Genomic DNA, 20,894 nt, shown 5'->3' on the forward strand with positions numbered 1-20,894 from the left:
AGACATAAAATGGCTAGTCAATAGCTATTTACGTAATTTAATTACGATTTCAGACGAAAAATTGTCATCAACAGAGCGTGTTTCCCTAGTCCAACTGGCCGGGGGCTGGCGCGAAAACCAGGTATATTGGCGTTTGGCATATTGCCGGGTCGCAATCCGGCCGCGCTCCAGCATGGTGCTGCGGTCAATATCACCGGCAAGCCAGCTCGCAATTTCAGGCACACCGATAGCGCGCATGACAGGAAGATCGGGCGAGAGGTTGCGTGCGAGCAGGGCCTCTACTTCGGCGACGGCGCCACCCTCAACCATCTGCTCGAAGCGTTGGTCGCAACGTGCGATCAACCAATCGCGCGGGGGCAGCAGAATGAGTGGTGAAAGGCGGATCTGTTCGCCGATGCCTCCGACCTTTCGTTGCTGCCAATAGGCGAGCGGCTGGCTTGTCGAGCGCACCACCTCCAATGCACGGGCTACCCTTGTGCTATCGGTAGGCGCCAGCCGCGCGGCAGCTGCCGGGTCCTCGATTGACAATGCGGCATAGGCGTCCGCAACGGGCATGGCGCGGACAGCGGAACGAATGGTGGGATCGATGTCCGGCACCGGAGCGATACCATCAAGCAATGTGCGCAGGTAAAGCCCCGTGCCACCGACCAGGATGGGCAGGCGTCCTTCCGCATGCGCCTTGCCGATCTCCTCTCGCGCTTCTGCCGCCCACCGCGCAGCCGTACAGGCCTCCGCCCCGTCGATATGGCCGAAAAGGCGATGCGGGATGTCACCCATTTCCGCCTGACTTGGGCGCGCGGAAAGGATCTGGAGATCGGCATATACCTGGCTGGCGTCGGCATTGATGACGATGCCGTTGGTCGCTTGGGCCAGCCGGAGTGCCAGCGCGCTCTTGCCGCTGGCGGTAGGCCCGGCAATAAGCGCGACGCGGGGGCGGGATTCGCCCATAGATGTTTCAGGAGTGTCCATGTTCGTCGCAACCTTAGTGGCAAGTGCGGCCTTGAGTCAGCGGGATATTGAAGATGCCGTGGCTCGGCTGGCGACGGCGGGCTGCGCGCCGGTGGATAGCAAGTGGCTGGATGAGGGCAAGGCTGCCGATATTTTCTTCGGCGGTGATGCTGTGTTGGCCCGCGCGGCGCTAACCGGGATCGGCGACAGGATCGATGTCATCGTTCAGCTTGCCGAGGGGCGCGAGAAGAAGCTGCTGATCGCGGACATGGACTCCACGATGATCACGGTCGAGTGCATCGACGAACTCGCCGATTATGCGGGCATCAAGCCGCAGATCGCCGATATCACCGAGCGGGCGATGCGCGGCGAACTGGATTTTGCGGGCGCGCTGCATGAGCGCGTCGCCTTGCTCAAGGGTCTCGCCGATGAAGCGATCGACCGATGCCGGACAGAGCGCGTAAGGATCATGCCGGGCGCGGGAGCACTTGTCCGTACAATGAAGGCGAGGGGGGCTGAAACCCTCCTTGTATCCGGCGGCTTCACCCGCTTCACCGGACCCGTGGCCGAGGAAATCGGGTTTGATCGTGCGGTGGCGAATGTTCTGGAGATTGCTGATGGAGCGCTGGTTGGCACGGTAACGCTGCCGATCGTCGATGCCTCGCGCAAGCGTGCGGAACTGGAAGCTGCGATCGAAGCAGGCATTGATCGGGCATTGACGCTCGCGGTGGGTGACGGCGCCAACGACATACCTATGATCCAGGGCGCGGGGCTTGGCGTTGCCTATCATGCCAAGCCCAAAACGCGGGAAGCAGCCGCTGCGGAGATCGTCCATGGCGACCTCTCGGTACTTCTGTATGCGCAGGGCATCTCTTCGGCAGAATGGGTCCAGGCGTAGTCGCTCTCAGACAGCGATCGGAATGGCATCTGAGGTCAGATATGAACAAGCATCCACAGCGCCATCGCAACCATCATGACGTTTTCCGTCAGGGAGACGAACCCCAACGGTACGTTGCTGCCGCCGCCGACGCAGGCGCATTTCAGTTCCCGCTTGTCCATATAGACAGCCTTGAACACTGATACCGCGCCGATGCCGCCAATGAACAGCGCGACGGGGATGGAAAGCCAAGGCAGAATGCCGGTCAACATCAGCACGCCTGCGCCAAGCTCCAGAAACGGATAAGCCTTCCCATAAGGCACATATTGGCGGGCAAGCAGGTCGTAGTTCAGGAACATGGTGGCGAACCGGTCCACATCCTGCAGCTTCAGCATCGCGAGCAGCATCATCGTGACAGCAATGAAACTTTCGACGGTCATGACACTGATCAGCGGCATCGCGGTCAGCCAACTGATCGCGAGCGCCAACAGCGCGCCGACCCCAAAGACAGCGAGGACCGGGACATAGCTGGTGGCTGACGGATCAGCGACTGTCAGGCCGAAGAACCGGCGCAGATCGTCATGGCCGCCGACTCGTTCGCCATCGATGAAGATTTGCGGCGTCTTCTTGACGTCATGCGCCTGTTTGAACGCCTCTGTTTCCTCACGGCTCGTGAGCCGGTGATCCTCCACATCATAACCCTTGTGCCGCAATAACCAGCGCGCCTTGAGGCCATAGGGGCAAACATGGCCGGGCATCACCATCCGATAGAGGACAGCCGTTCGCGGCAAGGCGGTCGTTGCTGTTGCGCTTGTCATCTCATCGCTTTCTCTTGGACACTATCATTCTGCGCCCCATATGGGTTCCGTACCATGGTCCGGAGTCAAGCATGGCGATGACAATTTCTGGTTTGGCGCGCGCTGGTGGCGTGGGCGTGGAGACCGTGCGCTTCTATCAGCGGCGCGGATTACTGGAGACGCCGGATCGGGGCGGCAGCGGACTGACGCGGGGCGTCCGTCGTTATGATGATCAGGATGTGCGACGTTTGAAGTTCATACGCTCGGCGCAGGCGGCGGGGTTCACGCTGGACCAGGTTGGCGAGCTGTTGCGACTGGATGCCGGACAAGACAGGGCGCGTGCCAGGGAACTGGCGGCCGGGCAATTAGCTGCACTGGACGTGAAGATCGCCGAACTCCAGGCGGCGCGCGATTCGCTAAGGCGGCTCGCCAGTGCATGTCACGCATCCGATGAGGGGCCTTGTCCCATCATCTCGGCTTTCGAGGAATAGTTCGCTACCCGAACGGTGATCAAAACCCAGCCATCAACCCGTCGATCGCCCCTTGCAGGATGTAACTCGCCGCCAGCTTGTCGACCAACTCGCCCCGCCGCGCACGGCTCGCATCTGCTTCCAGCAAGGTGCGCGTAACCGCCTGCGTCGACCAGCGTTCGTCCCACAACAGGATCGGCAGGCCAAGATCCGCAATGTTGCGGCCGAAGGCACGGCTCGCCTGGCTGCGTGGACTCTCGCTGCCATCGAGATTGAGTGGGAGGCCGATGACGACGCCCTTCACCTGCTGCTGCTCCATGAAAGCGGCGAGCGCGACCTTGTCCTTGCTGAACTTCCCACGTGCCACCGTGTGCGCCGGACTCGCGATGGACCAACCCGCGTCGCACAAGGCAAGCCCGATCGTTTTCGTGCCAACATCCATGCCGAGCAGGCGGCCGCCGTACGGCAGCGCCTCGCGGAAGGCCGCGCGGTCGGTGGTGAGCAGCGTGCTCATTTCTTTAGGAAACTCGCCACCCGCTGGCGCGCATCTTCCCGAACGTCACCCCAGAACAGTCCATAGTCATAGACGTGATAGTTATTGCCCGGCAGCGTGAACGGCCCCATGTCCACCGGCTCCCCGATCATCAATATGCCGCTGCTATCACAACGGGCTGGAACTACGCCTTTCAGCAGCCGCGGCGCTTTGCCTTCATCCCGGCCATCGATCGTACCGAGATTGGCGCTTGCCGGAGCAGCCCCGTTGAGGGTGCCGGTGATGGGATTGGTGCAGAGCATATGCGTGCCCTTGCGAGGGCGGCCCGTAAAACCGCGCAAGCGCTCGAAACTTTCCACAATCGGAGCCGGATCAGCAGGCTCGGCATAGCTTTGCCAGCTGACAATGCACCGCGCCTGATCGCGCCGGGCGCAGGCGGGCAGGCCGAGGGCGGGCAAATCCGCCTCCACGGATACCGGCCAGCCAACGGCATAAACGGCCACGATGCGGGAAGCGACAGGCGTCCCCGCAACCTGATCGCGCAGCAACTGGAGCAGGTGGCGCGACCCTTGGCTGTGCCCTGCAAGGATCAGCGGACCCTTGGGATTGGCTTTGAGAAACGCCGCAAAGGCCTGGCGCACATCGCGGTAGGCGGCCGCCAGAGCCTGTTCGCCAGCAGGCTTGTCGGTTAGGAATGCGCCATAATTGGCCTGCCGATAGCGGGGCACCCAGACATCGCCGATCGCGTTGAAGGCGCTCGCCTGTCCCTGCACGAAACGCCGCGCAGTTGTCAGCGCATCCTTGTCGTCCAGTCGCATGTTCCAATGCGCGCCGCCGAAAGCGGTGATGTAGGAAGTCGGATGGATGAAGAACACAGCCGCCTTCTGGGTGACCGCTTCATCCTTCTGTCCGGTGGGTTTCCACAAAGCCGGATTGCCTTGCGCGATGTCTGGCCTAGCGATCCACATCTTGGGATCATCATAGGCATTGGCCGGAAGCGGAGCGATCGGGGTAAAGGCTTCTCGCGGCACCATGACCGCGCGGATCAGCTGCATCCCCCAGATGCGGTAAACCAGCAATGCCGCAAGGACCAGCACGATAAGGCTGGCGACGACATAGAGGAACTTGCGGGCCAATGCTTTGCTCTCCGCCGATCGCCAGGACCCCCATGGCCTGCGTCGAACGGCGCCTGTCTGGCGCAGGCACCCCTCATGCGCAAGTGCGGACTTGAAGCGGACGTGAGCGGGTGGTAGCGGCGGCCCATGTCGATAGACCTTCAGACCGTAAAGAAGATCGCCAGCCTTTCGCGCATTTCGGTGACCGAAGCCGAAGCCGAAGCAATGGTGCCTGAACTCAACAACATCCTTGGCTGGGTGGAGCAGTTGGGCGAGGTGGATGTGACCGGCGTAGAGCCGATGACCGCCGTCATCCCCAACAAGCTGCGCCTGCGCGAAGACGCTGTCACCGACGGCAATGTCCGCGACAAGGTGCTGGCCAATGCGCCGCAGGCTGAACATGGCTTCTTCGCCGTGCCTAAGGTGATCGAATGATGAGCAATCTGACTGACCTGACGGTCGCGGAAATCCGCGATGGCTTCCGCGCTGGCAATTTTTCAGCGCGGGAAGTGGCAGAGGCGTTCAACGCCAATGTCGCGGCTGCCAAGGCGCTGAACGCCTTCATCGTGGAAACGCCGGAAAAGGCGCTGGCATCCGCCGATGTCGCTGACAAGGCAAAGGCCGCGGGCGAAGCGCTCAAGCCGCTGTCGGGCGTGCCGATCGGCATGAAGGACCTGTTCTGCACCGAAGGCGTGCAGACGACCGCCGCCAGCCACATGCTGGAAGGGTTCAAGCCAACCTATGAATCCACCGTCTCCAAGAAGCTGTGGGACGCGGGCGCGGGGATGTTGGGCAAGCTCAACCTTGACCAGTTCGCCATGGGCTCATCCAACGAGACCAGCTATTTCGGCAATGTGATCTCGCCCTGGCGGCGGGGCGGCGGCGACAATGCCGCGCTGGCGCCAGGTGGATCGTCAGGCGGCTCCTCGGCGGCGATCTCCGCCCGGCTGTGCCCGGCGGCGACCGGCACCGACACGGGCGGGTCGATCCGTCAGCCTGCCGCCTTCACCGGCATCAGTGGTATCAAGCCGACCTATGGCCGCTGTTCGCGCTGGGGCATCGTGGCCTTTGCCTCCTCACTGGATCAGGCCGGGCCGATGGCGCGGACGGTGCGCGACAATGCGATCCTGCTGGAAACGATGGCGGGCTTCGATCCCAAGGATTCGACCTCGCTCGATCTGGCCGTGCCGCAGTGGGAAGCCAACCTGACGAGCAGTCTCAAGGGCAAGAAGGTCGGCATCCCCAAGGAATATCGCCCCGATGGCTTGAATGCGGAAATCTCCGCCATGTGGGATCGCGGCATCGATTGGTTGAAGGACGCAGGCGCCGAGGTCGCGGAGGTATCGCTTCCCCACACCAAATATGCGCTGCCAACCTATTATATCATCGCACCTGCCGAGGCTTCCTCAAACCTCGCCCGCTATGACGGCGTACGCTACGGCCAACGCGACCTTCCCGATGGGGCGGGCCTCCAGGACATGTATGCCGCCACCCGCGCCTTGGGGTTCGGGTCGGAGGTCAAGCGCCGCATCATGATCGGCACCTATGTGCTGTCTGCGGGCTTCTACGACGCCTATTATACGCAGGCGCAGAAGGTGCGGGCGCTGATCGCGCGCGACTTCGATCAGGCTTTCGAGAAGTGCGATCTGTTGCTGACGCCGACCGCGCCTAGCGCCTCCTTCGCGCTGGGCGAGAAGCAGGCCGATCCGCTCGCCATGTATCTGAACGACGTCTTCACCGTGCCTGCCTCGCTCGCTGGCTTGCCCGCGATGGCGGTGCCGGGTGGGTTGGATGCGCAGGGCTTGCCGCTGGGGCTCCAGATCATCGGCAAGGCACTGGACGAGCAGACCGTGCTGAACGCGGGCCTGGCGATCGAGGAACGCGCAGGCTTCACGGCTCGGCCGGAAAAGTGGTGGTAATCAGTCCCGTCATGCCAGCGCGGGCTGGCATCTCAGGCGAGGTTGAACAACATACGAGAAAGATCCCAGCTTCCGCTGGGATGACGGTGTAGAAGATGACCGAGACAGCATACCGCATTCAGGGCGCAACCGGCGAGTGGGAGGTCGTGATCGGCCTCGAAGTCCATGCGCAGGTGACGAGCCAGGCGAAGCTCTTTTCCGGCGCGGCGACGGCATTCGGCGCGGAACCCAACACGCAGGTGTCGCTGGTTGACGCGGCGATGCCGGGCATGCTGCCCGTGCCCAATCGCGAGTGCATCCGTCAGGCGGTGCGCACCGGCATGGCGATCAATGCAAAGATCAACAAATGGTCGCGCTTCGATCGCAAGAACTACTTCTACGCCGACTTGCCGCAGGGCTATCAGATAAGCCAGCTTTACCACCCGCTGGTCGGCGAAGGCGAGATCGAGATCAATCTCGATGAGAAGAACCCCGACGCCGCGACCAAGCGGATCGGCATCGAACGCATCCATGTCGAACAGGATGCGGGTAAGCTGATGCACGACCAGCACCCGACGCGCTCCTATGTCGACCTCAACCGCTCGGGCGTCGCGCTGATGGAGATCGTGTCGAAGCCCGACATGCGCTCACCGGCCGAGGCTGGCGCCTATCTGTCGAAGCTCCGCACGATCCTTCGTTATGTTGGCTCGTGCGATGGCAATATGGATCAGGGTTCGATGCGCGCCGACGTCAACGTGTCGGTGCGCAAGCCCGGCCATGAGTTCGGCACGCGAACCGAAACGAAGAACGTCAACTCCGTCCGCTTCGTCATGGCGGTGGTGGAATATGAGGCCAGCCGTCAGGTCGATGTGCTGGAAGCGGGCGGCAAGGTCGTTCAGGAAACGCGCCTCTACGATCCGGACAAGAATGAAACGCGGTCCATGCGGTCCAAGGAAGATGCGCATGACTATCGCTACTTCCCGGACCCGGACCTTCTACCGCTGGAACTGGAAGACGCCTTCCTGGAGGAATGCCGCCAGTCCTTGCCCGAACTGCCGGATGCAAAACGCAGCCGCTATGAGGAGCAACTGGGTCTTTCGGCTTACAATGCCGCCACGCTGACCGCTGACGCCGACACGGCGCGCTGGTTCGAAGCCTTGCTGGCCGAAGCCGCGCGTATCCAGAAGAAGAGCGAGGGCGAGGTTGCCAAGGCTTCGGCCAACTGGCTGCTGTCCGAACTGTACGGCGCTCTCAACCGCCTCGGGAAGAGCCTTGAGGACAGTCCGGTCGGCCCCGAAGAGGGCGCGGAACTGCTCGCGCTCGTCGCCGATGGCACGATCAGCGGCACCATCGCCAAGCAGGTGTTCGAGATCATGCTCGAAACCGGCGATCGCGCGCCGAAGATCGTTGAGGAAAAGGGCCTGAAGCAGACCAGCGACACCGGCGCGATCGAAGCTGCCGTGGCCAAGGTCCTTGCCGACAATGGCGACAAGGTTGAACAATATAAGGCGGGCAAGGAAGCCTTGTTCGGCTTCTTCGTTGGCCAGACGATGAAAGCCATGCAGGGCAAGGCCAATCCCCAGGTCGTCAATGACCTCGTCCGCAAGGCGCTTGCCTAAATCGAAGCCCACTGTCTAAACCCCTGAATGGAAAGCGGATGCGGGGGCGCTTCCGTCCACAGGGGGTAAAACATGAAGCTACGCGGGCTGATCGCGGGACTTGCACTGTTGGCGGCCTGCGCGCCGCTGAGCGTGCAGGCCGAAACGCTGACCAACGACATGGTCGTGTCGCTCGTTCAGGCGGGGTTGGGCGATGACGCCGTGATCGCCAAGATCAAGGCGTCCGCCGGTCATTACGCCCTATCGACTGACGATCTGATTGCCCTGAAAAAGCGCGGCGTGCCCGGTCCGGTAATTGCCGCCATGATCCAATCCGGCGCTGAAGGCGCGGTTTCGTCCAAGGCCGTTTTCTCCGCCGACTCGCCTGATCCGCTGGTCCCGCATCCATCCGGCGTCTACCTGGCAACCGACGCGCGCATGGCGCGGATCGATCCCACGACGTCGAACCAGAGCAAGACCGGCGGCATATTGGGCTATGCCTTTACCGGCGGCATCGCTTCGCTCAGCATCAAGGCGGTGATCCCGAACATCACCGCGCGGGTCCGCACCGGTCGATCGCGCCCGACATTCTATTTCTACTTCGATGAGGCGACGCGCGGCCTTTCCCAGTCAGGCGGCGGCTCATTGTGGCTGTCGGGTCCGGCAAGCGCCATCACCTCCCCCAATGAATTCAGCCTCATCCGGTTCGAGGTGAAGAAGGATCGTCGCGAAACACGCGTGGGCAGCATGAATCTGGCAGGGGCCAAGGCAGGGGTGATGGACAAGGACCGCATCCCCTTCGACTATGAACAGGTGACGCCCGGAGTGTTCAAGGTGACGCCCTCATCGGACCTGCCCGCGGGCGAATATGGCTTCCTCTATTCGGTGAGCGCGGGCGCTGGCCCCGGCATGTGGGGCAACGGCACGGGCTCGGCACGGATTTTCGATTTCGCCGTCCACCCGTGAATGAATGGGACGCCGCCTGAGGAGCAAGCGGCGTCCCGTCCATAAGGCTGTCCCGGGGGGCAAGACGGCCTCATGGCTGGTCTGGCGAGCAAGGAGGGGGCGCGCCCGCCAGCGTTCACTGGCATGACGGCACCACAGGAACTTTCCCGTAACCGCTCGCGTCAAAAAGCGATGTCCATTCCAACCCTTATCGTCCGTGGGCGCATCGGCGTCACATAGTCGCCGCGCAGATTAAACGGCGTGCCCAGCGAAAAGCGGTTGCCGTGGCTGTCCAGCAGATTGCTGAGCGATAGCGACAGTTGCAGCGGCCCACGCGAAACGCTCGCGCTGATTGCCGTATCGACATAATCACCTTGGTCGCGCCCAAGGATAGGACCAACGCCCAGCCGCGACTTGCCGACATATCTGGCGGACCCGTTCAGGTGCAGGGTCATATCGCCGCTCAACCGGGCTCGATAATCAATCGCGATCCGGGCGCCGAGGTTGGCGACATTGGGCAAAGTCATCGACTTGTCTGCGGCCACCAGCGCCTGCACATAGGGCGTGGCCCTTTTGAGCCGACTGTCGTTATAAATAAAACTGCCATCGATGCTCAGCGTCGGGAGCGGCCGTACAATGATGCGGCCTTCGACGGTAAATATGCGCCCGTCACCAATATTGGCCGTGGCTGGCAGGCCGATCCTGTCGATCACATCCGCCTGAATATCGCGCCAGTCCGTATAGGCGAAATTCCCGCTGATCGCGACCAGTTCGCCGCCGGAAACGCCCTTGCGAAATCCGAACTCCAGCGTCGATGCCCGGTCGTTGCTGAACCGCCTCACATGCTGGTCATCCACCGCCAGCCCGCCCGGCCGAAACCCTTGCTGATAACGGGCGTAGAGGGTCAGGCCCGGAATCGCATCGCTCAGCAGGGAAAGGGACGGCAGGAAGATCGTCTCATGCCGCTTCGCCTCTGCTTCTGCTCGCGCGATATCGGCACTGGCCAGCAGAGCGACCGGATCGACTGCCTCGCCTGACAGGCTGCTGTTCGTCAACCGACCGCCCAAGGTGGCGACCAGCCCTGCCACGGGTTCAAAGGACGTCTCGCCAAATATCGTCGCTTCCCGGATGCGATTGCGAACTCCGGTGGCGACTGCCGGAGTGCCGCTGCCGTATAGCGGGACGCCCGGAATGATCTCATCCTCCACGAAGCCAGGGCCGAAGGAAGCCAGCGACCGGCTCAATCGCGATACGCTTTCCAGATAGGAGAGGCCGACGACCCAGCCGAGGCCATTTTCCCTGTCCCGCGTCAGGCGGTTTTCCGTCGAAAAGATGGAAACCCGATTATGCTGGGTGAACAGCGCAGGCGGCGTGGAGGGCTGCGTCGCGTCATAGCTTTCGGTCAGACTGTTACGGACATAGCCGGTCGACGACACGAAGCGCAGATCATCCCATTGCCTCTCGATACGCACATTGCCCAGCGCATAGTCAGAGGACGAGGGTTGCGCCAAACTGGACCTCCGGTCGAGGGGACCCGCCGTCCGATCGGCATATTGCGCATCATCCCCGTTGATCCGCTGGTAGAGCCCCGTGAGGTCGATCACCCAATCCTCATTGGGCGCAAAGCGCAGGGCGGCGCGGCCACCATATATATCCGTTCGGTTGACGTCATTGCGTCGGCGCTGGAGGTCATCGATATAGCCGCCCTCCCGGACGCCGTAGCCGACAACGCGCAGCGCCAGCCGTTCCGGGACGATCGGGACGTTCAACGTCGCGGAAACATCACCTCCCGGATCGCCATGCTGAGTGAAGCTTAGTCCGGTGGACAGCTGCCCGCCGATCCGTGCCAGATTCGGCGGATTGGGCACCAGACGGATTATCCCGCCCAGCGACCCCGCACCGTACAGCGTGCCCTGCGGCCCTTCCAATACTTCGACGCCCTGCATGTCATAGAGGCGCAGGTCAGGATCAGGCGCCGCATAGTTGAGGCGCATGTCGCCAAGATATTGCCCTGTGGTCGCCTGCGTCGGACCAGCGATGGCAGAATCGGCGATCGCGCGCAGGAACAGCTTGTTACGGCCCGGACCCGCATGGGTGGAACTCAGGCTGGCGACCCGGCTCAGCAGAGTTGCGGTGCCAGCCGCCGCTTCCGCGCTGGTGAGCGGGGCATAGTCCAGGGCTTCCACGACGCCGGGATAGCGGGGCAACGGGACGTCGCGCTTGGAGGCTGTGACGACGATCTCGGCGGACGGCGGCGGCTCGGGAATTGCTGACCTGGCGCGGGCGGCAACGGCCGGCGCAGGCGTCACAGGCGCGCGGACGATGCGCCATGTGCTGGCGTTTATCCGCTCGGCACGAGCATTGGTCCCGCGCAGGAGTCGGCGCAGGGCCGTCTCAACCGACAAACGGCCTTCGATCGCGGGCGTGGCAAGCCCTGCGAGCGACTGGTCCGACATGCCGATAGAGGCGCCCGTCTGACGGCCAAGCACGACGACAGCTTCGCCCAGCCGGGACGGGGCGATGCTGATCATCTGCCTGTCCGCAGCGTTCGCCGGGGATGTGGCTGCAACGGCTAAGGCAGTGACGATAAGGACGTCAGCGGAGCGAGCCATCCTCTTCCTTCAGCAGCCATCCGTCACCTTGTCGCACGGCCGAAAGACCCATGAGCGGAGCGGCGGCTGCGAAAAAGCGCGGCAAGTTCCGGTCCAGCCGGATCGTGCCCGTAAACCGCGTGCCGCCTGCCGCAGGCGTCGTATCCAGCTTCACTCCCAGCGATCGTGCGATGTCCGCGCTGATCTGCGCCACCGGCATATTATCGTAACTCAGCCGCCCTTCGCGCCAGCTTGCCACGCTATCGGGCGCGATGGTCATAAGGCGGACGCCGGTTGCGTCGCTGGACAACCCTCGGCCTGCGGGCAGGGCGATCGCCTGCCTTTGCGGATCGAAGATCACCTTGCCCTCCGCAACGCCGATCCGTGTCGCATTGCCGCTATGGACGATGTTGAAGATGGTGCCCGCATCCTCGAACACGGCTTTGCCCACGGTTACCCGGAACGGATCACTGCTGTCATGATGGACGGTAAAGGCGGCCTCGCCGCCATCGAGCGCGGCGAAGCGATCATTCTCATGATCGAGGCGCAACGTCGAACCACCGTTCAGGTCTATGCGCGTGCCGTCGTCCAGGACGATGTTGCGCACCTCACCCGGACGGGTGGTTACGGTATAGATGTCGCTCCTCGTCCAGTTGCCGATGGAGACGGCCGCCACGATTGCAGCGGCTATCGCACCTGCTGCAATCCAGCGTCCGGGGTGCGATCTGGGCGTCCCCGGATCATTAGCGGCGGCACGCGTGGCTTCGGGGGTCGCCATGATGACATCGAGTCTGGCATCAACCGCTACCACGGCATCATAGGCTGCTGCATGCGCCGGATCAGCCTCCAGCCAGACGGTGAAGGCGTCCCATTCGACAAAATCGGGATCGCGCGTTCGGATAACCCATCCGAGCGCCTCCTCGTGAAGCATGGCATTCGCCCCGGTCATATATTGCCCCTTACCGGGCGAGACGCCGCCACGCCGATCATTCCGTATCCAGCCTCTGCTTGAGGACGGTCAGCGCGCGATAGGCCTTCTGCAAGTCCTTCTCCACAGTCGTCAGGCTGACCCCCAGTTCCTCGGCGATCCCCCGCTGTCCGACGCCTTCGATCCGAAATCGACGAAACACCAGTTCAACGCGTGGCCCTAGCTCGCGCAGCACCTCCTGCGCATTCTCCACGATCTCGGCCAGGATCAACCGTTCATCAACGGCCATGTCCTCGCCCGGATCGGCCATGAGGCCGCCAGCGCTCTCCGCCCAATCCTGCTCCCGCTTTCCCCGGCGCGTGCTGGAACGATAACGGTCCAGCATCAGATTGTTGGCCGCGCGATACAGATAGGGCAGGGGGTCAGCGACTGGACCAACATCCCTCGCTTCCAGCTTCATCCACATGTCCTGCATCAGATCCTCTGCATCGTCCCCCGCGCCACGCGCGCGCAGGAAGCGCAGCAGCGCGCCCCGGTTCGCCAGAAATATCGCAGATAGGCCGCTGGCCATGCCGTTGTGGGTCCAGTGCAGGTGAGGCCGCCCGAAATAGATGGCTCCACAGGTCTTTGGCAATGGACAAGCGAATAGCCACCGCCGGGATTGTTCTCAAAGCGCCACTGCTCTAGCGCAAATCGGGTGAGTGACCGGAGGCAGGATGCAGGCGACCACGCAGGCTGACGTAAGGGCAGCGACGGCGACAGGCATGAATCCGGAGAAGTTGGATCTGCTCGCCACATCGCTGCACGAAAAATATGTAGCGACCGGCAAGCTGCCTCATTTGCGTCTGCTTGTCTCGCGCGACGAGCGCGTTCTGCTGTCGCATGTCAGTGGCGTCGCACGCGCCAGCCAGGAACTGCTTGAGAAAGACTCGCTGTTCCGGATCGCGTCGATGACGAAGCCGGTCACATCGGTCGCTTTCATGATGCTGGTCGAACAGGGGCTGGTCGGGCTGGACGATCCCGTGACGGATGTCCTGCCGGAATTTGCAAATCTCTCCGTGGGACTGGATCGGACGCCCTTAAAACAACCGATGCGAATGATCGACCTGCTCCGCCATACGTCTGGGCTGACCTACGGCCTCCAGGGGCAGACGATGATCGACGCCGAATATCGTAGACTGGGGCTCGACGAGTTTCAGCAGAAGCGCACTTCCGACGACTTCATAGCGGCATTGTCCCAGCTACCTCTGGAATTTTCTCCCGGTGAGCGCTGGAATTACTCGGTCGCGACCGACGTTCTGGGCGTGGTGGTCGAACGGCTGAGCGGCCTTGATCTGGACAGCTTCTTCACACATCGCATCTTCCGTCCACTCGGGATGACCGACACGTCCTTCGAGCTGCCTCGCGAAAAGGTGGAACGGATGACGGACGCGTGGCAGCTGCGCGCCGATGGCGACCTGTCGCTCTACGATCGTGGCGCCCGCAGCGGTTGGCGGCGAAATTTAAAGCTGCGCTCCGGCGGAGGCGGTCTCATATCGACCGCGAATGACTATCATCGCTTTGCCCGGATGTTGTTGCGGGGCGGTGAACTGGACGGCACGCGCTTGCTCAAACCGCAGACCGTAGCCGCCATGCACGCTAATCACCTTCCAGGCGGGGGCGATCTTGCCCGCCATTCCTTGTCCTTGTTCAGCGAGGCGGATTATGCGGGGGTAGGTTTCGGGCTGGGCTTGGCCACCGACCTTGCGACCCGAGAATATTTTTGGGGAGGCCTATTCTCCACCTTCTTCTTCATCGACCCCATGGAAAAAATCATCGGGTTGCTGATGACGCAGCATCTGCCGTCGAACAACTATCCGATCCGCCGGGAACTGCGCGATGGCGTACGGGCAGCGATTGCGACCCGCAAGGCCTGAGCAGATGAGATCCGCTTCATCTCGCATCCACTCAAACCGAAATTTGCGCCTTCATGCATTCCCGCTATGCTAGGCAGCGGGGGATGAAATGCACAGAATGAGGCACGAGATTGACCGTCAAGGGTAAGCCGATGCTGAAGGATGTAGGTGATCGTCCGCAAACCTATTCCAGCCCCGCCATCATCGAACGGCGCAAGCGCATTCTGCAAGAAACGCGAAAAGTAATCGCTGAACAGGGCATCGCCGCCTTCAGCATGAACGAGATTGGGCACCGCGCGGGCGTTGCCAAGCGAACGCTCTACAATGCGTTCCAGACCCGAGAACGGATGATCGCGGCGGCGATCCAGGAATATTTCGACGAATATGTGAGCAATCTCTCCTATGTCAGCGCCCCTGGCACGATGGAGCAGAATATCGAACGCATGATTTCGGTCCTTCAACGCAACGCAAAACTGCGGAATTACGTTAAGGCGGTCATGTCCCTCTATTTCAGCTCCGATGTCGACCACGATATCTGGACCGCCATCCACGCGCCCGCCGTCCATCATAATCGCAGCTGGATCGCAGCGCTTGAAGCGAAGAAGCAGCTTCAGCCATGGGTCGATGTCGATAAGCTTGTTGATGATCTGGTGCGGTTCGAATTCGCGACGATCAACGAATGGGCGCAGGGCCGCATCGCCGACGATGAAGTCGTCGTCCGGCTCGTCAGCAGCTATCTCGGCTGCCTCTCGGGCGCGCTGAAAGGCAACGCTCGCAAGGATGTAGAGACGCTTCTTAAGGACATCGCTGAACGCGGCGTGGATGCGATCCCTGTTCCCCATAGCGCAAAGGCGATAGCAGCTTAGACTTCTGCTTCCGGTTTACGGGGCAGAGACAACGACTTTCAGCCAAACCTTCCCCACGCTACTGGACCGTGAAATTGCGAGGCTTGCCCAAGGACGGGACGACAAAAAGATCAAATGGCGCCCAAAACCGCGCCGCGAATATTGGAGAGTATGTCTGATGCAAAATGAACAACTGGCGACGATCGCCGTGCTGGGCGGAACCGGCAAGGAAGGCGGCGGGCTCGCGCTGCGCTGGGCGCACAAGGGGCACAGGGTCATCATCGGCAGTCGCACGGCCGAACGAGCAATGGAAGCCGCGGCGCAGATGAACGAGGTGCTTGGCGACAACCGGGTCACCGGCGCCCCCAATGCAGAGGCCGCCGCGCAGGGTGAGATCGTCGTTCTAGCCGTCCCCTACGCCGCGCAGCAGTCCACCGTGCAAGAGGTCGCAACGGCCTTGGCAGGCAAGATCCTCATCGACGTCACCGTACCCCTGATGCCGCCCAAGGTAAGCCGCGTACAGCTTCCCAATGGAGGATCGGCGGTGGAGGCTGTGCAGAAGATGCTGGGCGAGGGCGTTCGCGTCGTGTCCGCCTTCCAGAATATCAGCGCCCATCATCTCACCAAGCTGGACGAAGATGTGGAATGCGACGTTCTGGTTTGCGCTGACGACCCCGACGCCGCTGATCAGGTAGTGGCACTGGCGCAGGAAATCGGCCTACGCGCCTGGAACGCCGGACCGCTCTGCAACTCCGTCGTGGCGGAAGGGCTGACCTCCGTCCTCATCGCGCTGAATCGCAAATATAAGGTCCCGGGTTCGGGTATCCGGATCACGGGCGTCTAAGGAGAAAGCGCGGCTCGCCATGTCAAACCGACGATGGCGAAATATGGTGAGCCCTGCTGGATTCGAACCAGCGACCTACTGATTAAAAGTGTCAATAACTATCTGATTTATATGTATTATTGTGTTCCATCCGGTAGTGTATCGCATTGAAAATGCACATCTTCAGTGTAGTAATGCGTAGCAATCAATATCAGCGTGTTTGATCCAATTGCATGCCTCCAATGCCCCAAAAATGTCCTCTTGGGCACGGGGTGCAGCCTTGGTCGCCTCCCTAATTGCGGCCCTAAATTCTTATGGCACATCGGGAGGGGAGGAATCCGCCATTTCGGTGATCTTTGCGAGGGTTTCCGCTGTGTTGATATAAATCGTTTCCGGCCGCCCAAGATGCAAATAGCTTATGGTACTGGATGAAGCGATCGCGACATGGATTTCACGATCAAGTCGATCCTCTGGGATGCCTTTCTCGATTAGGGCGAGGCGAAGGTGATGGAACGGATCATCAAAATTCAAATCCACTATTCCATGCATCTCGTGATGCAGATCAAGTGATTGGCTAAGTAGGCCCACAGCCTCTAAATGTCGGAGAATGTCGGTTGTAGCTTGGCGACGGAGCATGCCGGAAACTACCTCGAGCCATGTTAACGACCGTTCGTATAGGCCGATTGCTGCAGGGATGTAGGTCGACACGCGATATAGCAGACGGGACGCAAAAATCGCAGCGTGTGATGCATGGAGTGGAAATACAGATCCCAGAACAGAGCGGCATCCCAGAGCAAGGAAACCATTGGCGACTGTCGCGTGGTTGCGATCTGCGGCATGGGTATCGCATGCGCTCAGGATTACAATTGGCGGTATGCGATACAGCTCACCTCGAAGGCTCCACACGTCGATAGAAGTGTCACCGAGCCAAAGTACCCCAGGTTCATCGGGGTTATGCGACCCGTGTCCATCAAACAGCATCATCATGCCTTCGAAGCCATTGATGGCGTCGATTAATTCTTGGCGAGAGGTAACGCGGACCCATTTGATCCGGATGCTATCTCGCCACTTCTTCCCGAAGGCTTCAAACGCGATGCGGAATGGCTCAGCGATAACATCCCCTTCGGGCAAGCCGCTCACGATCAGGATGTCCCGGAAATCCTCGGGTGTTGCTTGGATCGGGACTGGGCTGGAAAGCGTGTCGATAAAGGCGTTGCCAGGGGTGACGGGAATGCGGGAAACATTGTACCGTAACCCCAGTGGAATGCCCCGTATGTCCAGCCATTCAACATGAGCATCGGCGATGACCCGAACGCCGTCTCTGGAACGTTCAACGAGCGGCATAAATTCATTTGGAAACCCGCCGGCAATAGCGCGCTGAACGCCGCGGAATAACTCACTTCGCTTTAGCTTCTCTGGCCGGGTTGAACGATAATGCTGAGCGAATTGACGCACGACACCGCGCGTACGGTTCATCCTGTTGGGTAGCCTGACAACAGCTCCAATTTCCGAGGCTGCGAGGCACCCAACCGCCTCTGTTCCTAGCCATACTTCCCTCTGCCTTATTCCCATTATGGGATTTGGGGTAGGGGTCTCGCCATTCCTCAAGGCATCATCAGAAATGCCAAGGAGAGCATTCTTTTGCGCTTCGGATGATATTTCAAAACTATAACTTGATTGCTTCTCCAAAATACGGAGCGTCGCTTGATAGTTTCGGCGTAGATTTCGATCGAGCTTTGAGGGCAAGGAAAAGCCTGATTTTAGATCGTAAGTTGCAGGGCAATATAGATTGAGATCTGGCGTGCGCGGGTAAATCAAATTTGCTACGCTTGAGGGGGTGGCATCCCGCTCATCAAAAATCGCGTTTGTTGTAAGTACAATCTGTTCGATATGTGCCGGTTCTCCTTCAGCATGTCGTTTGAACCGTTCTGCTCCAATTTCTTTGAAGCCGCATGGCCTGAGAGCTGCTGCATTCGGAAAAATGGTCCCATGGCCGCCAATCTCAAAGGGGAGTTTTCGCGCCGCTGGTTCGACCCATGAGGAGATTGCGGCTTCCGCCTCATCAATGCCTGTGACGATTCCCAATTGGCGAAGTTCATCGCAAACTACGAGGAAGCGTTTGCGTAAAGATTCGAAGGATAACTCGGAATATTTGATAGTTGCGGCGGGATCGTCCGCTACGAGAGTTACAGGCCCAGGGCAACTTGCTAACCAATCTTTATAGTCAACGACCTTTTCGTTCCTATCGAGAACGATTACTGTGAACGCGGCTTGGAGCGGCAAAGGATGTGAGCGCAAAGCGCGAGGAGACTGCCCGTACCAATTTACGGGAGCTTGGCCCACGATTCGCCTAGCGATCCGATACGGCAATACATCAGGCGTCAGCTCGAAGATGTCCGTGGGCATATCCTGGATGAAGCGTAGGAGTCCGCTGTTTTCGCAAAGGCTGAATGCGAATCCTTGAAATGGGGTTGCATCTTCCGGTTTGCCGTCGGGCACACTCATCAGGAAACGAATTTTCGGGTCGATCATTATTTGTGCCGTATCCATCTTTATTGTAACGCATCCAAGAATTCAGAGATATGATCTATGTGTAAAAATTAAAAAAGGAGATCAAGCGATCATTGCTTGATTCACGAAATTACGTGCTTCTTTGAAACCAAGAAAAAGTATCTTTCAAGATGGTCGTCGCACAGATCCATCATTCCGATCTAAAGAACCCCCCGGTGATATTGTACATTATTCATGTAGCATTCTAGATGGACAGGAATTTTTCTGAATTATGCGGTATGGGGTGGATTATTTCTTTGAGGAATGAGAAAATTGATGATTATTAGGTTGCCATCGAAAGGTTGGCAACAGTGCGTAGAGTATTGTCAAACAAGTTTCTGGAAACTGCAAAAGCCGGGGCAAAGCGGGTCGATATCCGTGACACGAGCTTTCCCGGTTTCGGAGTTAGGATTACGACGCGAGGAAAAAAGACCTTCGTCTACAACTATCGTTGGGGAATTGAACAGCGACGCCAGGTACTTGGGACGTTTCCTGCAACGCCGTTGGCGAAAGCCCGCGAAAAGGCGATGGATATTCAACGGCTGCTCGAAGATGGCATTGATCCGACACAGCAGCGCCAGCGGTTGATCACTAGCGTTGAAGAGGCAGTTGTGACTTTCATCCGCAGCTACGCCCAGCCTCGCAATAAAAGCTGGCGTGAGGCTGAACGCATCTTGACTCGCGAACTGGTCAGCGTCCTCGGCGGGCGTGATATCCGATTGATCACCAAGGCGGACATATTGGGCATCGTTGATGCCGCCAGTGAACGTGGCGCGCTCTATCAGGCGAACCGCATCCAAGCCCATACGCGCAAGTTCCTCAGTTGGTGTGCCCAGCGAGGTTTGATCGATGCCAATCCGATTCTCGGCATCAGCGCACCCACCCGGGAGCGTGCTCGTGACAGGGTTTTGTCGGATGATGAGGTTGCGCGCGTCGTCAGGTCGGCGAAGGCGGAGCCGTTCCCTTTCGGGCCATTCGTTCTGCTGCTGCTTGCCACCGCACAACGACGCGGGGAACTCGCGGAAATGCGCTGGAGCCACATCGATCGGGTGACGGGAATTTGGGAAATACCGGCAGAATTTTCGAAGAACGGCAGGGCGAACACCGTGCCGCTGTCTCCATTTGCCATCCGCGTTCTCGACACGGTGCCGATGCTCGACGCCTGCGATTTCGTGTTCAGTACCAATCGCCGCACACCCGTGAGCGGGTTTTCGAAGATGCTGCGGCGAATATCCCAAGCGTCGGAGACATCCGGCTGGCGACTGCATGATCTTCGTCGCACGGCGGCATCCGGCATGGCGAGGGCGGGCGTTGCACCGCATGTCGTCGAGAAGGTGTTGAACCATGTCAGCGGCACAATCGGCGGTGTCGCGCTGGTCTATAATCGCTATGGTTACACCGATGAGAAGCGCGCGGCGCTGGAGAAATGGGGGAGCTTTTTAAGTGAGTTCGACTGAAACCCGCCGATACATATCGCTGCGTGAGGCTGCGAATATTGTTGGTCCGCGTTTCTACAAGGCATGGAGCGATACTGATCCGGATGCACTGGGTCGTGCTCGTGAGATTGATCCTGAAGCTCATGATAGGGCCGAAGCCGTTCAGTATTTGCTGAAATCTTATATCGTTGATGGAGATATTACTGCGTACCAAGATCCTCCCCCCGATGGGTCTGGACGTCCGGTGATCGACATTCCTGCCAAGTGGTATGAGGCGGCTTCGTTCAATATTTGCATCAGGACCAGCCGCTTCTTCGTTTTCACAGATGCGTGGGAGCCCATTTACATCAAGCCTCGGCAATTGCTGGCCCATCTCCCAAAGATCGCCGGTCAGCGAAATCCGGGTCGCTACCACGCTAAGGATGTCATCCATGCGGCGTGGAAGATGGCCTTGAGCCAAGAGGCGGTTCCGACCAAGGCGGAATTAACCCGGCTTTTGATCGACTGGTGTGCGGAAAAAGGTCTCTACCCCGACCCGACGACGTTTGACGATATCACCGCTGAGGTCGTGGGTTTTTTGAACGAGAACAAAACAGAACCGAGAGTTAGTGATTTCAATCCGTCCCACGACCTACCGCCGAATCCCGCATAACTGTTTCGGCTCCTTCGAATGTGAGGAGCCGAA

19 protein-coding genes are annotated in these 20,894 nt (G+C 60.0%); 11 read left to right on the plus strand and 8 right to left on the minus strand.

What is annotated here, in order from left to right; translation table 11 throughout:
- Positions 1–24: 24 nt before the first annotated feature.
- A complete protein-coding gene (gene miaA / locus ACYU81_RS13190) occupies positions 25–969 on the minus strand; it encodes a tRNA (adenosine(37)-N6)-dimethylallyltransferase MiaA (RefSeq protein WP_460987987.1) in 945 nt (314 codons plus the stop codon).
- Here miaA and serB point away from each other — a divergent pair.
- A complete protein-coding gene (serB, locus tag ACYU81_RS13195) occupies positions 968–1,846 on the plus strand; it encodes a phosphoserine phosphatase SerB (RefSeq protein ID WP_449472193.1) in 879 nt (292 codons plus the stop codon). The genes miaA and serB overlap by 2 nt on opposite strands.
- Positions 1,847–1,881: 35 nt before the next feature.
- Here the strand turns inward: serB and ACYU81_RS13200 are convergent, their stop codons facing one another.
- Positions 1,882–2,643, minus strand: a complete 762-nt coding sequence (locus ACYU81_RS13200; protein WP_460987988.1) for a MauE/DoxX family redox-associated membrane protein — start codon at positions 2,641–2,643, stop codon at positions 1,882–1,884.
- A gap of 71 nt (positions 2,644–2,714) precedes the next feature.
- On the opposite strand from ACYU81_RS13200, the gene ACYU81_RS13205 reads away from it, so the two are divergent.
- Positions 2,715–3,113, plus strand: coding sequence for a MerR family transcriptional regulator (locus ACYU81_RS13205; protein WP_460987989.1), 399 nt, complete (start codon positions 2,715–2,717; stop codon positions 3,111–3,113).
- A 19-nt stretch (positions 3,114–3,132) separates the two neighbouring features.
- Here ACYU81_RS13205 and ruvX read toward each other — a convergent pair whose 3' ends face one another.
- Together ruvX and ACYU81_RS13215 are read right to left on the minus strand one after the other, a co-directional pair.
- Positions 3,133–3,606, minus strand: coding sequence for a Holliday junction resolvase RuvX (ruvX, locus tag ACYU81_RS13210; RefSeq protein WP_460987990.1), 474 nt, complete (start codon positions 3,604–3,606; stop codon positions 3,133–3,135).
- Entirely contained in the window at positions 3,603–4,721 is a 1,119-nt protein-coding gene (locus ACYU81_RS13215; RefSeq protein ID WP_460987991.1) for a DUF3089 domain-containing protein, read from the minus strand. The genes ruvX and ACYU81_RS13215 overlap by 4 nt, the downstream gene beginning before the upstream one ends.
- Before the next feature lie 126 nt (positions 4,722–4,847).
- On the opposite strand from ACYU81_RS13215, the gene gatC reads away from it, so the two are divergent.
- From gatC to ACYU81_RS13235, 4 genes are all read left to right on the plus strand, one after another.
- The gene (gene gatC, locus ACYU81_RS13220) at positions 4,848–5,135 is read left to right on the plus strand and encodes an Asp-tRNA(Asn)/Glu-tRNA(Gln) amidotransferase subunit GatC (RefSeq protein ID WP_196226230.1); all 288 of its coding nucleotides are present in this window, start codon (positions 4,848–4,850) and stop codon (positions 5,133–5,135) included.
- Positions 5,135–6,619: an Asp-tRNA(Asn)/Glu-tRNA(Gln) amidotransferase subunit GatA gene (gene gatA / locus ACYU81_RS13225; RefSeq protein WP_460987992.1), complete on the plus strand. Its 1,485-nt coding sequence runs from the start codon at positions 5,135–5,137 to the stop codon at positions 6,617–6,619. The genes gatC and gatA overlap by 1 nt, the downstream gene beginning before the upstream one ends.
- Positions 6,620–6,714: 95 nt before the next feature.
- On the plus strand, positions 6,715–8,217 hold the full coding sequence (gene gatB, locus ACYU81_RS13230) for an Asp-tRNA(Asn)/Glu-tRNA(Gln) amidotransferase subunit GatB (RefSeq protein ID WP_460987993.1): 1,503 nt from the start codon (positions 6,715–6,717) through the stop codon (positions 8,215–8,217).
- Between the two features lie 72 nt (positions 8,218–8,289).
- Positions 8,290–9,162: a hypothetical protein gene (locus tag ACYU81_RS13235; protein ID WP_460987994.1), complete on the plus strand. Its 873-nt coding sequence runs from the start codon at positions 8,290–8,292 to the stop codon at positions 9,160–9,162.
- Between the two features lie 161 nt (positions 9,163–9,323).
- Here ACYU81_RS13235 and ACYU81_RS13240 read toward each other — a convergent pair whose 3' ends face one another.
- Genes ACYU81_RS13240 through ACYU81_RS13250 form a run of 3 tightly spaced genes read right to left on the minus strand, consistent with a single transcriptional unit; the run spans position 9,324 to position 13,231 of the window.
- Positions 9,324–11,753: a TonB-dependent receptor gene (locus ACYU81_RS13240; protein WP_460987995.1), complete on the minus strand. Its 2,430-nt coding sequence runs from the start codon at positions 11,751–11,753 to the stop codon at positions 9,324–9,326.
- Entirely contained in the window at positions 11,737–12,663 is a 927-nt protein-coding gene (locus ACYU81_RS13245; RefSeq protein ID WP_460988193.1) for a FecR family protein, read from the minus strand. Before ACYU81_RS13245 ends, ACYU81_RS13240 begins: the two co-directional genes overlap by 17 nt.
- A 55-nt stretch (positions 12,664–12,718) precedes the next feature.
- Positions 12,719–13,231, minus strand: a complete 513-nt coding sequence (locus ACYU81_RS13250; protein WP_460988194.1) for an RNA polymerase sigma factor — start codon at positions 13,229–13,231, stop codon at positions 12,719–12,721.
- Between the two features lie 145 nt (positions 13,232–13,376).
- Here ACYU81_RS13250 and ACYU81_RS13255 point away from each other — a divergent pair, with 145 nt between their 5' ends.
- The 3 genes from ACYU81_RS13255 to npdG all read left to right on the plus strand — a co-directional run bounded on the left by ACYU81_RS13255 (position 13,377) and on the right by npdG (position 16,244).
- A complete protein-coding gene (locus ACYU81_RS13255; RefSeq protein ID WP_460987996.1) occupies positions 13,377–14,576 on the plus strand; it encodes a serine hydrolase domain-containing protein in 1,200 nt (399 codons plus the stop codon).
- Between the two features lie 110 nt (positions 14,577–14,686).
- Complete coding sequence (locus ACYU81_RS13260; RefSeq protein ID WP_460987997.1) at positions 14,687–15,421, plus strand: TetR/AcrR family transcriptional regulator; 735 nt, start codon at positions 14,687–14,689, stop codon at positions 15,419–15,421.
- Between the two features lie 157 nt (positions 15,422–15,578).
- On the plus strand, positions 15,579–16,244 hold the full coding sequence (gene npdG, locus ACYU81_RS13265; RefSeq protein WP_460987998.1) for an NADPH-dependent F420 reductase: 666 nt from the start codon (positions 15,579–15,581) through the stop codon (positions 16,242–16,244).
- 291 nt (positions 16,245–16,535) lie between these two features.
- Here the strand turns inward: npdG and ACYU81_RS13270 are convergent, their stop codons facing one another.
- The gene (locus tag ACYU81_RS13270) at positions 16,536–18,755 is read right to left on the minus strand and encodes a CHAT domain-containing protein (protein ID WP_460987999.1); all 2,220 of its coding nucleotides are present in this window, start codon (positions 18,753–18,755) and stop codon (positions 16,536–16,538) included.
- 341 nt (positions 18,756–19,096) lie between these two features.
- Between ACYU81_RS13270 and ACYU81_RS13275 the strand changes: the two genes are divergently transcribed.
- Positions 19,097–20,230 (plus strand): tyrosine-type recombinase/integrase, encoded by a 1,134-nt coding sequence (locus ACYU81_RS13275; protein WP_460988000.1) that lies wholly within the window; start codon positions 19,097–19,099, stop codon positions 20,228–20,230.
- Complete coding sequence (locus ACYU81_RS13280) at positions 20,217–20,861, plus strand: hypothetical protein (RefSeq protein WP_460988002.1); 645 nt, start codon at positions 20,217–20,219, stop codon at positions 20,859–20,861. The genes ACYU81_RS13275 and ACYU81_RS13280 overlap by 14 nt, the downstream gene beginning before the upstream one ends.
- The last annotated feature ends 33 nt before the right edge of the window (positions 20,862–20,894 follow it).

It is taken from the genome of Sphingobium sp. TomTYG75, assembly GCF_054771635.1.